12 protein-coding genes are annotated in these 13,793 nt (G+C 67.3%); 1 reads left to right on the plus strand and 11 read right to left on the minus strand.

Annotation, left to right across the window (positions count from 1 at the left end; genetic code table 11):
- Positions 1–17: 17 nt before the first annotated feature.
- The 10 genes from AC1VTH_RS00540 to AC1VTH_RS00585 form a co-directional block, all read right to left on the minus strand.
- Positions 18–776: an SDR family NAD(P)-dependent oxidoreductase gene (locus tag AC1VTH_RS00540; RefSeq protein WP_481334115.1), complete on the minus strand. Its 759-nt coding sequence runs from the start codon at positions 774–776 to the stop codon at positions 18–20.
- 647 nt (positions 777–1,423) lie between these two features.
- Positions 1,424–2,452 (minus strand): ornithine carbamoyltransferase, encoded by a 1,029-nt coding sequence (gene argF / locus AC1VTH_RS00545; RefSeq protein WP_481334117.1) that lies wholly within the window; start codon positions 2,450–2,452, stop codon positions 1,424–1,426.
- Between the two features lie 216 nt (positions 2,453–2,668).
- Entirely contained in the window at positions 2,669–4,012 is a 1,344-nt protein-coding gene (locus AC1VTH_RS00550) for an arginine deiminase (RefSeq protein ID WP_481334119.1), read from the minus strand.
- Between the two features lies 1 nt (position 4,013).
- On the minus strand, positions 4,014–4,412 hold the full coding sequence (locus tag AC1VTH_RS00555; RefSeq protein WP_293673202.1) for a hypothetical protein: 399 nt from the start codon (positions 4,410–4,412) through the stop codon (positions 4,014–4,016).
- 214 nt (positions 4,413–4,626) lie between these two features.
- Entirely contained in the window at positions 4,627–5,700 is a 1,074-nt protein-coding gene (gene ruvB, locus AC1VTH_RS00560; protein WP_481334121.1) for a Holliday junction branch migration DNA helicase RuvB, read from the minus strand.
- Complete coding sequence (gene ruvA / locus AC1VTH_RS00565; protein ID WP_481334123.1) at positions 5,701–6,342, minus strand: Holliday junction branch migration protein RuvA; 642 nt, start codon at positions 6,340–6,342, stop codon at positions 5,701–5,703.
- The gene (gene ruvC, locus AC1VTH_RS00570) at positions 6,339–6,914 is read right to left on the minus strand and encodes a crossover junction endodeoxyribonuclease RuvC (RefSeq protein ID WP_293826445.1); all 576 of its coding nucleotides are present in this window, start codon (positions 6,912–6,914) and stop codon (positions 6,339–6,341) included. Before ruvC ends, ruvA begins: the two co-directional genes overlap by 4 nt.
- Before the next feature lie 170 nt (positions 6,915–7,084).
- Complete coding sequence (locus AC1VTH_RS00575) at positions 7,085–9,061, minus strand: NAD(+) synthetase (RefSeq protein WP_481334125.1); 1,977 nt, start codon at positions 9,059–9,061, stop codon at positions 7,085–7,087.
- A gap of 112 nt (positions 9,062–9,173) precedes the next feature.
- Positions 9,174–9,716 carry a DUF3267 domain-containing protein gene (locus AC1VTH_RS00580; RefSeq protein ID WP_481334127.1) on the minus strand — a complete coding sequence of 181 codons (543 nt, stop codon included), beginning with the start codon at positions 9,714–9,716 and terminating at the stop codon, positions 9,174–9,176.
- A complete protein-coding gene (locus tag AC1VTH_RS00585; RefSeq protein ID WP_481334129.1) occupies positions 9,713–10,804 on the minus strand; it encodes a GNAT family N-acetyltransferase in 1,092 nt (363 codons plus the stop codon). Before AC1VTH_RS00585 ends, AC1VTH_RS00580 begins: the two co-directional genes overlap by 4 nt.
- A gap of 464 nt (positions 10,805–11,268) precedes the next feature.
- Between AC1VTH_RS00585 and AC1VTH_RS00590 the strand changes: the two genes are divergently transcribed.
- Entirely contained in the window at positions 11,269–12,204 is a 936-nt protein-coding gene (locus AC1VTH_RS00590; protein WP_481334130.1) for a hypothetical protein, read from the plus strand.
- Positions 12,205–12,790: 586 nt separating this feature from the next.
- On the opposite strand, the gene AC1VTH_RS00595 is transcribed toward AC1VTH_RS00590, so the two are convergent.
- The coding region (locus AC1VTH_RS00595; protein WP_481334132.1) for a class I tRNA ligase family protein at positions 12,791–13,793 on the minus strand (1,003 nt) is incomplete at its 5' end.

Here is a 13,793-nt window from a genome sequence, read left to right on the forward strand (position 1 = left end):
AGGTTGTCTGGCGTCGCCTACAGCATGGAGCCAAAGTCGCTCACGAGAATCTGGCCGGTGAGCGCGCGGCTCTCGTCGCTTGCCAGGAACAGCGAGATGTTGGCAACGTCCTCGGGCATGCAGGGCTGCGTGCGGAGGTTGGAGTGGGTCGCCATGGCGCCCATCATGTCGGGATCCATGTCGGCGGCGGTGGTGCCGGCGACCATGGGCGTCACGATGGTGCCCGGGCAGATGGCGTTGCAGCGAATGCCCTCGGCCTGGAAGCGCAGCGCGGTGTGCTTGGTCACGCCAATGACGGCGGCCTTGGTCGAGACGTAGACGGCGCCGCCGCAGCCCTTCTCGCCCGCGACCGACGCGATGTTGACAATGCTCGCGCCGGTGGCCATGCGCTTGACGGCCGCGCGCATGCAGCGCATCGTGCCCTTCTGGTTGGTCTCGACGATGCGGTCGAGGTCTTCGTCGGTGAAGCGGTCGATGGGCTTGAGGCCCTTCTCGAGGATGCCAGCGTTGTTCACGAGGACGTCGATCTTGCCAAACGCGTCGACCGCGGCGGCCATGAGGCGCTCGGGGTCGTCGGGCTTGGAGATGTCGCAGGGAACGGCCAGCGTGCGACCGCCAGCCTGGTTGATTTCGTTGGCGACCTCGTCGAGCGCCTCCTTGCGGCGCGCCGCCATGACAACGCTTGCGCCTTCGGCTGCGAACAGCTTGGCGATGGCGGCGCCCACGCCGGAGTTTGCGCCAGTGACGACGGCGACCTTGCCCTCGAGCCTTCTCATGATGGTTCCCCTTCTGCTTGGCCGGGCAAGACGCCCGGCAACTTGCCCGAGGTGTGACCCCGGGCGCCCAACGGGACGCAGCGTAGAGGATGCGGGGCAAGTTAGTTGCAAGTTTTTGGCAGGCGGGAGCCGCCTATCGGCAGCTGCACGCAATCTACCGGGGAGGCGCTCTAGAATTTGGTCATTCGACCGAGTTCTGAACGACCTAACGGCCGAATTTGGCTTTAGCCCGAGTATTCCTTTAATTGTTACCTGCGGTTTTACTGCGCAGCTGTTCTTTAATTGAGCTCAACCTCGTTCAGAACTCGGTCGAACGACCATAACGAAACGCATGCGTCCGGTAGATGGCTTGTGCGGATGAAATTGGACGGCCTCGCACCTGGCAAATGGCTCGCAGGGACGCCAGCGCCCACCCATCGCCACGCCTTGCGCCCGATAGATGGCTCGCACGGGCGCCAGAATTCGCCTAACGACCTATCTTATTAGCAAAACAACCACCCGAGCGGCCACGTCAACGTTAGCAGCGCGGGCACATACCCGTCCCGCCAACGAAAAGGGCCGTCCGCGCGATGGCGAGCGGCCCTTCCATGAGAGGATTTGGGACAAAGAGGGACTCGGACTGCACGCGCCAGCCCGTCTACCTGCGCCTACTTAAGCGTGGCGTACATGACGGCCTTGATGGAGTGCATGCGGTTCTCCGCCTCGTCAAAGACGACGGACTTGTCGGACTCGAAGACCTCGTCGGTAACCTCCATCTCGGCGATGCCAAACTTGTCGTGGACCTCGACGGCCGTGGTGGTGTTGAGGTCGTGGAAGCTCGGCAGGCAATGCATGAAGATGGCGCCCGTCGCGGCCTTGGCCATCGCGGCGGCGTTGACCTGGTAGGGGCTCAGCAGCTTGATGCGCTCGCCCCAAAGGTCGGCGCTCTCGCCCATCGACACCCAGATGTCGGTGTAGACGACGGTGGTGCCGGCGAGGCCCTCGTCGAGGTCCTCGGTGAGCGTCACGGTCGAGCCGTTCTCGGCGGCGATGGCGCGGCACTGCTCGACGAGCTCCACGGGCGGCATCTGGGCGGCCGGGCCGCAGGCGCAGAAGTCGATGCCCAGCTTGGCGCACACAACCATGAGCGAGTTGCCCACGTTGTTGCCAGCGTCGCCCATGAACGTGAGCTTGTTGCCGGCGAGCTTGCCGGTGTGCTCGCGCACGGTGAGCATGTCGGCGATCATCTGCGTGGGGTGGAACTCGGTGGTAAGGCCGTTCCACACGGGCACGCCGGCGTTGGCAGCCAGGTCCTCGACGATCGTCTGGGCAAAGCCGCGGTACTCGATGCCGTCATACATGCGGCCAAGCACGCGGGCCGTGTCCTCGATGGACTCCTTCTTGCCCATCTGCGAGCTCTTGGGATCGAGGTAGGTGACGCCCATGCCCAGGTCCATTGCGCCCACCTCGAAGCTGCAGCGGGTGCGCGTGGAAGTCTTCTCGAACAGAAGCACGACGTTCTTGCCGTGCAGCCAGTCGTGGCGCTCGCCGGCCTTCTTCATGGCCTTGAGCTCGGCCGCGAGGTCGATGAGGTAGAGGATCTCGTCGGTGGAGTAGTCGAGCAGCTTGAGGAAGTTGCGGCCCGAGAGGTCGACGCCCTTGGCTGCGTAGGTCTCGTCTGCTTTCGTGTGATTCATGGTGGCCCCTCTCAGACGCTGTGCGTCATTGCTTTGAATATTCAAATTCTTGCATAAATCTGTGTGTAATCCAATGTTTTGTGATTATAGCGAGATGATATAGCCAATTCAACCCATCCATGCGAGAAGGACGCGGGGCCAGGAGGAGAGGCGCGACACCCACGCCCTCAACGGAGACGGGCCGCCAACCGTCAAGGCTGGCAGCCCTCCCGGAGGCTACAGGTTGTCTCTCACGAACGGCATGCTCATGCAGCGCGGGCCCCCGCGGCCACGCGACAGCTCGGAGCTGGGCAGCACCACGAGCTCGAGGCCCGCGCGATAGAGGGCCTCGTTGGTGGCGGAGTTTCGTTGGTAGACGCAGATGCGCCCGGGAGCGATGGCGAGGGTGTTGGACCCATCGTTCCACTGCTCGCGCGCGGCCGCGATGGGGTCTCCCCCGCCGCAGCGGATGAGCTGCACGGCGTCGAGCCCGAGGATGCGCGCGAGGATGCGGTCGAGCGAGTCGCGCACCTCCTCGACGGTAAGCTCGCCCGGCTGGGAGCCGCGCGTGATGCGGAAGACCTGCAGCGTGCCAAGGACGGCCGGGTGAACGGTAAACTTGTCGACGTCGATCTGGGTGAGCACGGTGTCGAGGTGCATGAACGCACGACTCTCGGGGATGCGCAGGGCAAAGAGGCGCTCGATGGGACAGGCGTCGTCCCAGATCATGCGGCTCGCGAGGGTGTCGATCGCAGCCGCCTCGGTGCGCTGCGAGATGCCCACGCAGATGGTGTCGGGGCCCAAGACGAGGACGTCGCCGCCCTCGATGTGATAGGCAAGGTCGCGGTCGTACCACAGCGGAACGTTGCGGTAGCCAGGATGGCACGCAAACAGGAAGCGCCCGTAGATGGTCTCGCGGCGGCGCGTGTGTTCGTACATGCGGTTAAGGCTCACACCCGGCCCCACTACGCAGAACGGGTCGCGCGTGAAGTAGAGGTTGGGCATGGGGTCGACGATGAGCTCGGTGTCGGGCTCGGCCGAGTCGCCAAGCGCAGCGACGAGCGTGGAGGTGGAGCCGAGGCGGGCGCTGGTCGCGGCCACCACACCCGTACCCGCGATGTAGCGGCTGCCCAGCGGCAGCTCGAGCTCGCGGCGCGTGACGCCCGCCATGGTCTTGAGCACGAGGTCATAGGGGTCGCGAATGGAGTCGAGCAGCTCGCGGATGGCAGCAAGCGCCACGTTGTCGTGCACGCCGCACTCGGCGAGGAACTGGTTCGTGAACTCCTGGCGCGCGCCCGGCACGGCGGCCAGGGCATCTGCCACGAGACGCTCGAGGTAGACGACCTCGACCCCCTCGTTGCGCAGCAGCTCGGCAAAACGGTCGTGCTCTGCCTGGGCGACCTCGAGGAAGGGGATGTCATCGAAGAGCAGGCGGCCCAGGTCTGCCGGCATGAGGTTGAGCAGCTCTTCGCCGGGGCGGTGCAGGCACACGCGGCGCAGGCGGCCAATCTCGCTGGGCACGTGAAGGGGGCCCTCGGACGCGGGGCGGGCCTGGACGGCGCCGACGTTGGCGGCGGCCATGCTAGCGCTCCCCCAGGCTGGCGTCGAGCTCGGCCAGCTCGGCCGGCACGAAGGAGGGCTCGCAGAGAAACGAGGTGCACACAGCGTCGGCCTGGACGCGGCGCGTCTGCGCGAGCGCGGGCTGGCCCTGGGCATCGTAGGCGTCGGCGATGCGACGCAGTGCATAGTTGGCATAGGACGCGAGCGAGTCTGCCACGCCCGACAGCTCCATCATCGTCACGAGCGAGCTGGGATCGAGCGACATCGCGGTGACGCCGTCGAGGTCGAGAAGCGACCCCACGGCGTCCTCAAGGTCCTTGATGGCCTCGGGGTCGGTGTCGAGGAGGGCCGCGCGCAGGCGACGCGCGAGGACGTTGGCGAAGCGACGCACCATCTCGGTGAGGTAATCACGTTGCAGCATGGTCAGTCCTATACGCTTTGAGCAGGCCCGCCAGCTGCAATGATGCAGGTGGCGGGCCCTTCTCTCTATTCCGGTCTCACTCATTCTATGCGTTTTGGCACCTTGTATATGCGCGCTGGCACAAATACACGGGCTTGCTACCCCTGGGCGGGCGGCGTAAGAAGAGCGGATTGGCGAACGCAGCGGTCGCCAACCGCCCAATCGCCCGCAAGTCCTACCCCTGGGTGGGCGGCGTGACCCCCAGGTGCTCGAAGGCTGCAAGCGTTGCCTGCCTTCCCTGCGGCGTGCGGATGATGAGGCCACGCTGCAGCAGGTAGGGCTCGTAGACGTCCTCCAGGGTCGAGGGGTCCTCGCCCACCGAGCTCGCGATGGTCGAAAGCCCCACGGGCCTGCCGCGGAATGTCACGGCAAGCGCCTGCAATATCTTGGTGTCCATCCAGTCGAGGCCCAGCTCGTCGATCTCGAAGAAGCTCATGGCCTCGGCGGCTACCTCGGAGGTAATGGCGCCGGCCGCGCGCACCTGCGCGTAGTCCCTCACGCGCTTGAGCAGGCGGTTTGCCAGACGCGGCGTGCCACGGCTGCGGCTTGCCACCTCAAGCGCGGAGTCATGGTCGATGGCGACGCCCAGGATGCCCGCGCTGCGCTCGACGATCTGCGCCAGCTCGTCGACCGAGTAGTAGTCGAGCCTGAACGAGATGCCAAAGCGGTCGCGCAAGGGACCGGTGAGCAGGCCCGTGCGCGTGGTGGCGCCCACCAGGGTAAAGCGCGGCACATCGAGGCGAATCGAGCGGGCCGCGGGGCCCTTGCCAATCACGATGTCGAGGAAGAAGTCCTCCATCGCCGGATAGAGAACCTCCTCGACGTTGTGGTTGAGGCGGTGAATCTCGTCGATGAAGAGCACGTCTCCGGCCTCGAGGTTGGTGAGGATGGCCGCGAGGTCTCCCGTGCGCTCGATGGCCGGCCCGCTCGTGGTGTGGATCTTGGTGCCCATCTCGTTCGCCACGACCGAGGCGAGCGTGGTCTTGCCAAGGCCCGGGGGGCCCGAGAAGATCACGTGATCGAGCGGCTCGTGGCGGCTCTTGGCGGCCTCGATGAGCACCCGCAGGTTCTGGCGCACGCGCATCTGGCCGCAGTACTCGTCGAGCGTCTGGGGGCGCAGGCTGCGGTCGATGTCGAGGTCGTCGGCCGTGAGCTGAGCCGACACGCCGCGCGGCTGCCGCGAGCCCACACCATGCGTGGCGCCGGCGCCGTCTGCGAACAGGTCACGCGAGGGGTCTGCCTCCCACATCTACGACCTCCTCCCCAGGCGCTTGAGCGCGTACTCGAGGGCCGTCTTGGTTGTGGTGGCGCCCGCCTGCTCGTAGCCATCGAGCGCAAGCGTGGCCTCCTCGCCCGTGAAGCCCATGGCGAGAAGCGCGGCCGTGACGTCTGCCTCGACGCCCGAGACGCCAACCGGGGTGGGCGCCACGATGCCCGACTTGCTGGGAACGCTCGCGGCGGTGGCAAGGCTCACGAGCGTGGGGTCCTTGGCAAAGACGCCCTCGAGCTCGAGCAGCAGACGCCCGGCGAGCTTCTTGCCCACGCCGGGGGCGGTCGCCATCATGCCGGCGTCGTTCGCCACGACCACGCCCGCGAGCTGCGAGGGCGTAAAGGTCGAGAGCACGGAGAGCGCGAGCTTGGGACCCACGCCCGAGATGGCGCACAGCCTGTCGAAGAGCGAGCGCTCCTCGCGCGTGGAGAAGCCAAAGAGCGTCATAGCGTCCTCGCGCACCTGCAGGCGCGCGAGCAACGTGACGCCCGGGGTGCCCACCTCGGGCAGCGACCCGGCCGTGACGGCCGAGATGCCGAGCTCGTATCCAACGCCGCCCACGTCGAGCACGGCGCACGAGGCCGTGAGCTCGATGAGCGTACCGGTAAGCTGGACGATCATGCGCCCCTCCTCCTGTCATGTTCGGTCGAGGCGGTGAGCCCCGACTTCGTGGCCGCCATGGCCTTGGCAGCCGCGGCGCCGTGGACGGCCGAGGCCGCGAAGGTGCGGCTGAGGTTTGCGTGGCACACGGCCGCCGCGAGGGCGTCCGCGCAGTGGTCTGGCTTTGGGTCGTGGTCGAGCGCGAGGACGTTGCGCACCATGTACGTTACCTGGCGCTTGTCCGCGGCGCCCGTGCCCACCACGGCCTGTTTGATCTGCATGGGCGTGTAGCTGGCCACCTCGACCCCGCACTGCGAGCACGCCACGAGGGCGGCGCCGCGCGCGTGGGCCGTGAGGATGGCCGAGCGCGTGTTCTGGCCAAAGAAGATGTCCTCGATGGCGACGCTTGCCGGCTCGTAACGGCCGATTGCCTCGGACAGCTCGTTGCAGATGCGGCCCAGGCGCTCGTGGAGCGGCTCGTCGGCCTCGGTGTGGATGCAGCCGTAGGCACGGGCGCGCGCGAGCGATCCGCGCGTCTCGATGACGCCCCAGCCCGTGTTTGCCAGGCCGGGATCGATTCCCAGGACGATCATGCGCACCCCCCGCAAGCTCGTGGCCACCGCGCAAGCGCCGGCCAGCGTCACTACCCGAACACAGGTTCTATTCTAGCATGGCCGCAGGCACTTCTCGCACAGTATACGAAAATATGTTCGAGAAGATGGCGAGCCCAGGCAACCAGCCCCCATAAGCGCAGCTCACAAGCCTAGTTATCCGAGAAGAGCCCACCCATCCAGGGGCCAGGGCCGTCCTTGCCGGGCCTGTTCGACTCGCCCCGCAGGCGTCGGCCGTCCGCAAGCTCCTTGAGAAAGCCCATGAGCTCGCCGGCCTTGGGGCCAATCTGGTCCCTGACCTCGTCGGGAATGGAGAAGTCGAGCCCTGCGGCCGGAGCGCCCGCCGCCTGCCATCCCGCAGGCGCGGACGACGCCGGCGCCATGGGAGCGCCCGCGGGCCTCGTCGAGGCGGCGCGCGGCATAGCGCGAGGCCCGCTGGGGCGCACGCGGTCGACCTCGGCCAGCTCCGCCTCGCTCATCACGCGGTCCCTCCAGGCGTCGACCACGGGGCGGCCGCACTCCGCAAGCGAGCATGCCGAGACCACCGGGTAGGTTGGCCCCTGGCGACGGCTCGCCTCGCACAGGGCCAGGCGCCCGAGCACGCGCAGAGTGCCCTGCTCGCCCAGGCGCGAGGCAACGAGCTCGGAGGTCTGCGCATGTCGCTCGATACGCAGCAGCAGCACCGCGTCGAGCTCGGAGAGGCGCCCCTCGTCGCTTGTGGCAACGGACTCGAGGCCCAGGCCGCGAGGAACGCACAGACGCTCGAAGCAGCCCGCGCCCATCACGGGCGAAACGGTGTTTCTCCAGCGTGCGGCTCGTGCCACGTCGGAGCGGTAGACGTCGCCAAACGGTGCGAAGGCCCGTGCGGCCACGCAGGCGTCGCCAAGGGGCGCGCCGGCGCCGGCGCCAACCGCGAGCTCGGTCTTGTCGGCACTCGACAGAGCAAGCAGCCCCTCGCCCCGGGCAAGCGCGCCCAGGCGCACCTGCAGAAGCGCCGCCGTGAGGTCGGCCTCGTCGTCGCCCAGGGCAGACGCGGCCCGATCGAGGTCGCGGGCGGACACCTCGTCCACGTCGCGGATGCGCAGCAGGCGCACGAGCGCCCGGGCATCATCGAGCGCGGCGCGGTCCCGTGCCGAGACGAGCGCGTGCACGCGCAAGGGCCCCACCGCGTCGACCGCCAGGGTCGCGGCGGCGCTGCTCGCAAGCGTTCCGTCGACCACGAGCGCCACACCGGAAAGGCCGCGCTTGGAAACCTGGTCGCGCACGGCGGCCGCGAGGGCCTCCCATATGAGTGCGGGGCGATCGTAGGCGGGCGCATCGACGGGCTGCGCGAGCGGTCCCTCGTCGAGCACGCCAATATCACAGGTCAGCAGGTCCTCGGTGTACGAGGGGGCCACTGCGGCGAGCTCGCCCCAGGGCGCCATCACGAAGCTGCCGCCCACGTAGACCATGTCGTCGTAGGCGCCGGCGGCACCCGCCGCCACCAGCCAGGCGTTGGCGTCGCGAACCTCGCGCGCGTAGCAGCCGTCGGCCACCGAGGGGGCCAGGCAGCTCTGCTCGTCATCGGCGTTGAAGGCGTCGACGGGCATGTAGCAGATGACGTCTGCGGTGAGGTCCTCGGCAAAGGCCGCGAGGTCGGCCGCGGAGAGCGCCAGGCCCAGGGCGATGCCACGATAGTCGACGACCGTGGGCTCGACGAGCTGCGCCACGTCTGCGGCGACGGGCGGCGCGAGTGGGTCGGCGGCGGGGAAGATGCCTCGTCCGGTGTCGCCGAAGGTCCCCAGCGGCAGCGACCCGTCGACCGCCGAGGCGGCCTTGAGCGCGCCGCCGCAGATGATCGCGACGTCGAAGCGCGGCGAGCTGGTCGCGCACGAGACGAAGGGAACGAGGGCGTCGACCTTGAGCCCACAGGCCAGGCGCTTGAGCGCGAGAATCATCGCAAGCTGGTAGGACTCATCGGCCACAAGCGTCTGGGGGTCTGGGCCCATGAGGGCAGCGGCCGGATAAACCACGAGGCCACAGCCCTGCTCGGCTGCTTGGTTACCATACGCGAGCATTGCGGACACCGTGCGGTCAAAGTCGCCCGGCGTCGTGTTCATCTGGGCGACGGCGATCTTCAAGCTATCCATACGCATACCTTTCGCAAGCACGTCGCGGCCGCGGGACGGCCAGCAGGCAGAAGTTTCTCGCACAGCATCCTACCGCGGGCCTGTGACGGGCGCGAGCGGGGCAGGAGCGCGCCTACGCCTTGGCGGCGAGCAGGCGCACGCCCACCTTGGTGTCCTGGCAGTGCGTGCAGGCGGACTCGCGGGCAACGATCCAGGCGGCGAGCAGGTCTCCCACGCATCCAGACAGGTGGAAAGACGCCGCAAGAAGAGCAATAAACAGCAGGTCAAACACCATACCAATTAGAACGAGCGCAACGGTGAGCACCACCGTGGGCGCAAGCAGCACAACGAGGAAGCGCCCGCGGGTGAGCACGAGCCCCGGGCACCCCGCGTAGAGCATGCCGTCCGCGTGCCCAAAGCGCACACGCACGCCGCGGCCGCCCAGGAGCCTGAAGAAGAGGGCGTGGACGAGCTCGTGGACGGACAGCGACACCAGCGTGACGCCCACGAGCAGGGCAAGCGCCGGCAGCGGGCGGAGGGTCACGCCGCTCGTAAGCAGGGGTGCTACCGCAAACGTCGCCACGAGGCCACACGCGAGAAGCACAAGGCTCCAGCGCGTGAGCCGGGCACGCAGCCGCTCGTCTCCCAGGAAGTCGATGTCAAGAAGCTCGGTCATCGCACGGGTTCCCCGTCAGGTGAGACGGCGGAGGCGCGGGGCGCAGCGTCCTCGATGCGGGACGCGCGGCACACGGCACGGGGCGCGAAAGCGTCGGCGCGGGGCGCGGCGGGGTCGCCCTGGGGCACGATCCCCTCGTCATCGAGACGTAGCTCGTAGACGTTGGTCCAACCCGTGAGGGACAGCCCCTCATAGGGGAACCACACCGGCTTGTGGAGAACAAACCCCAGCTCATGGTACAAGTTGTTGGAGAGGCTCTGCGGCGAGGTGTTGATACGCAGCGTCTTGCAACCCCGTGCGATGCCCTCGCGCGCATAGGCGGCGAGCAGCGCCGTCGCCACGCCACGGCCACGCGCCGCGGGGTCAGCCGCGAGCAGGTGACACGTGAGCCACTCGCCCGGCTCGAGGGGAGCGAGGGGCAGCTCGACGCCGGGAAGGCCAAGGTCGCCGTCGAGCGACATGGCCCCGAGGACGGCGTCGCCGGGACCGCTGGCGGCCGCGTCCTGCGCCACCCAGGTCGTGCCCGCCTCGATGCGATTGCGCACGTCGTTGGGCAGCGGCCAGTAGCCGCGCTTCCAGCCGCACGTCTCGGCACCGGGAACGTCGCAGGAGTCGAGCAGGTGATCATGCATCGCCTGGACGGCGGGCTCGTCGTCCATGGTGGCGCGGCGCACGACAAGCGAGTCGCCCGTCTCGCGCACCTGGGGTCCCAGCTCGCCAAACGTCACAAGGGGACGATAGCGGCGCACGGGCTCGGCAGCGAGGATGCGGGCGGGGGCGAGAGCGTGTGCCTCGTCGACGTCGGGCCCGGCCAGCCAAAACTGCGTGATGCCCAGGCGACTCGCCACCTCGAGGACGTCGGCCGGCTCGACGTTGTCCTCGATGACCACGACGCTGCCACCACGGGAGACGCGGTCCTCGAGCATCCCAGAGACGGGCCGGCTGTCCACGAAGATGAGGGGTGCCGGGCTGCAGGTCACCGCGAACGGTGTGCCTGGCTCGTCGGTGACACCAGCGGGGGCGAAGACGCGCGCGCCCACCGTGATGCCGCTGGGAACACGCACCTCCACCTCGCAGGTTGCTTTCATCCTCGCCCTCCCCTTTCGTTCTGCCCCGCCCGTTGCGTGCCACACCCGCGGCGCGCGGCGTGGGCCCCGCTCGCTGCGCGCCACGCTTTCGGCACGACGCGGGCGCGTCCCGTCCGTTGCGCGCTGCGCTTCCGGCACGACGCGGGCGTGTCCCGTCCGTTGTGCGCTGAGCGCCCCGGCCTCGCCGCGCTTCTCGTGCTGCTCGCACCTCTCGCGCTTCTCGCGCCTCTCGTGCTTCTCGTGCGCATCGCAACGCGTCGACGACCCTCGCGTGGCCGCATCTCTCGCACCTCTTATCCACGATGATACCTTTTGCGGCCGCAATGCCGCCGCCCGCCGATTGCGCCACCCCGCCACCTGCGCGCCACAAGCCGTCTACCTCGCGTGTTAGGTTTGTGTTTGCCCAAGCGCGGGGATTTGTTAGGCGCAACCGTTAGCATGGCCCAAACGAGCGAGGAGGAGCCATGCCCAGCGACGAGGTCATCGTGTCCCACGAGAGCGCTCTGCTCTACCACCGTGCCCGTCGCCTGGCCGAGGCCCGCGGCAATGACCTCGTGGTAGGAAGCGCGGCCGACCTTCTCACCCTTCTCGGCCAACCAAAGCTCGACGTCCTGGTGTTGGATGGACACAACCGTTCGCGGCACACAGACATCCGCGAGCACGCAAGCTCCCGAGAGACCCTCTCGTTCACCACGCCGATTGTCCCAGGCTTGCGCATCAGCACCCCCGAACTTGCCCTTTGGCAGCTTGCAGGGGTTAAGCACCCCACGGACGTCGAACTCATGGCCTACGAAGCCTGCGGCTCATATGTTCCGGACAATACGAGTACGGTTGGTTGCATATGCGACCTGGCACCCCTGTGCTCGACCGGCTCCATCGCAAGGATTGCCGACGAGCTTGACGGCACAGTGGGTCGAAGGAGAAGGGCCAGGGTGAGGAACCTGCTCGCATCCGTTGTCGATGCTGCGGCCTCGCCCGCAGAGGCAAAACTGTGCCTCGCCATGGTTTCGCCGCGACTCGCGGGCGGATTTGGCCTGCCCAAGCCGATTCTCAACAGCGAGGTGATTCTTACGGGCAATGCGCGAGCGCTAACCAAGAAGCGAACCGTCATGCCCGATGGCCTTTGGGCTGCCGAGGGCCTGATGTACGAGTACCTCGGAGCGATTCATGCGAGTCAAAAGAAGATGGAAGAGGACGCCGGGCGCGACAACGCCCTTCTCGCAATGGGGTATCAGGTCATGCGTATCACGCGCAAGCAGGTCAACAACTATGACCTCTATCGAGGGCTGATGGAGACGATCAGACTCAACCTGCACGTGCGGCTCGAGCTTCCCAGTCCGCGCATTCTCGAGCAGCAGTATTCGCTGTGGAAGAAACTGTATAGGTCTAACGGCGATTGAGGACCCGCTGGAATGGCGGCTCGTCAATCGCCGGGATGGCATCTCGCCCACCGACCGTCCGACGTTTGCATCAAACAGCCGTTTTGTGTAATGCACGATTTGGCGGTTTGTTGCAGTTGACCAGTTTATGCGGCAAAACGATCTGCACAAACCGGCAGTTCGTTGCGAAGAATCGGTTTGGGAAGATGGGTGCCTTACAGGAATCGGCCGTTTGCTGCAAACAACCATGCGCGAGCGGCTCATAGCCCTACACAGAACGGCACTTTGCAGCAAACGGCACCCACGGGAAGGCAACCGACTTACAGGAATCGGTCGTTTGCCGCAAACGACCATGCGCGAGCAGACCGGCGCCTTACAGAAAGCGGCACTTTGCAGCAAACGGCACCCACGGGAAGCAACCGACTTACAGGAATCGGTCGTTTGCCGCAAACGACCACGGACGAGCGACCCATCGCCCCACACAAACCGGCACTTTGCCGCAAACGGCAGTTACGAGCACGCGGGCACGCCCGCCGCCCGCGCTCGCGGCGCATACAAAAAGGCCGCCGCCCGCATGTGGCATGCGGACGGCGGCCAAGCGATAACCCTACTTCTTGTACTGGCTCTCGTGCTTGCGGAAGAAGTCGAAGCGCGGGGGCAGCTCCACGAGCACGTGCTCGCTCGCATCCTCGCCCAGAGCCTCCGCCAGCTGGCGCGGCGTCTCGAGCGCGTGCTCCCAGCTGAAGAAGTCGTGCTTCTCAAAGCCCATGTGCTCGCAAATCAGCTCGCAGCCGGCGGGCACCGCGGGGTGCATGAGCAGCGCCGTCGTGCGAAGCGCGGCGAACGCGTCGGCCAGGGCGGCCACGTAGGCGGCCTCGTCGTCGCCCGCGGCCTTGCTCGCCGCGTCCCAGCGCTTGTTGGCCGCGCGGGCGAACTCCTCCACCGCGGCAAGCGCTCCGTGGAAGTCCATCCCGTGCACCGTGCGCTCAAACGCCAGCGTGGCGGCCCGGCACTCCTCGATGACCTCGGCAGACGCCTCGACCGCGGGCAGCTTGCCGCCGCACGCCCTCTGCGCGCCGTAGAAGCAGCTGCGCGCGAGGCGGTTGAAGATGTTGGTGAGGAAGGCACTCTCCTTGAGGGCCGGGTCGACCACGCGCGGGTCGTTGCAGACCAGCACGTCCTCGCCCGTCTTCTTGTCCTTGTGGCTCACGCTCGTGTCGTACACCTTGGGCGAGAAGCTCACAGCCTTGGCGTCGAGCGCCAACGACAGCCAGTGGGCGCGCAGCTGCTCGGGGGTGTAGTGGTCGAGCAGCTCGGCGGCCATGGGCGGCTTGATGGCGCCCGAGCTAGAGGCCTTCTTGTTCATGAACAGGATGTGATAGTTGGCCACGGGCGTCGTCTGCTTGAGGCCCCAGCCCATCGCCTCCCACATCGCGGGCTGCGCCACGCAGTAGAAGTAGATGTTGTCCTGGCCAATGAACTGGAAAACGCGCGCGTCGTCGGAGCACCACCAGTCGCGCCAGTTGTCGCTGCTGTAGCGGCCCTCGTCGGCGCCGGCCAACGCGGCCTGCGTGAACGAGATGGGCGCCCACAGGCTCTCGGGCCAGCAC

Source organism: Parolsenella sp. (genome assembly GCF_982402205.1).

Bases quoted from the DNA above. Each gene is read 5' to 3' on its own strand.
- AC1VTH_RS00585 (WP_481334129.1), bottom strand. From the start codon at position 10,804: ATGAAAGCAACCTGCGAGGTGGAGGTGCGTGTTCCCAGCGGCATCACG.
- ruvA (WP_481334123.1), bottom strand. From the start codon at position 6,342: ATGATCGTCCAGCTTACCGGTACGCTCATCGAGCTCACGGCCTCGTGC.
- argF (WP_481334117.1), bottom strand. From the start codon at position 2,452: ATGAATCACACGAAAGCAGACGAGACCTACGCAGCCAAGGGCGTCGAC.
- AC1VTH_RS00550 (WP_481334119.1), bottom strand. From the start codon at position 4,012: ATGGCCGCCGCCAACGTCGGCGCCGTCCAGGCCCGCCCCGCGTCCGAG.
- AC1VTH_RS00540 (WP_481334115.1), bottom strand. From the start codon at position 776: ATGAGAAGGCTCGAGGGCAAGGTCGCCGTCGTCACTGGCGCAAACTCC.
- AC1VTH_RS00575 (WP_481334125.1), bottom strand. From the start codon at position 9,061: ATGGATAGCTTGAAGATCGCCGTCGCCCAGATGAACACGACGCCGGGC.
- AC1VTH_RS00555 (WP_293673202.1), bottom strand. From the start codon at position 4,412: ATGCTGCAACGTGATTACCTCACCGAGATGGTGCGTCGCTTCGCCAAC.
- ruvB (WP_481334121.1), bottom strand. From the start codon at position 5,700: ATGTGGGAGGCAGACCCCTCGCGTGACCTGTTCGCAGACGGCGCCGGC.
- AC1VTH_RS00580 (WP_481334127.1), bottom strand. From the start codon at position 9,716: ATGACCGAGCTTCTTGACATCGACTTCCTGGGAGACGAGCGGCTGCGT.
- ruvC (WP_293826445.1), bottom strand. From the start codon at position 6,914: ATGATCGTCCTGGGAATCGATCCCGGCCTGGCAAACACGGGCTGGGGC.
- AC1VTH_RS00590 (WP_481334130.1), top strand. From the start codon at position 11,269: ATGCCCAGCGACGAGGTCATCGTGTCCCACGAGAGCGCTCTGCTCTAC.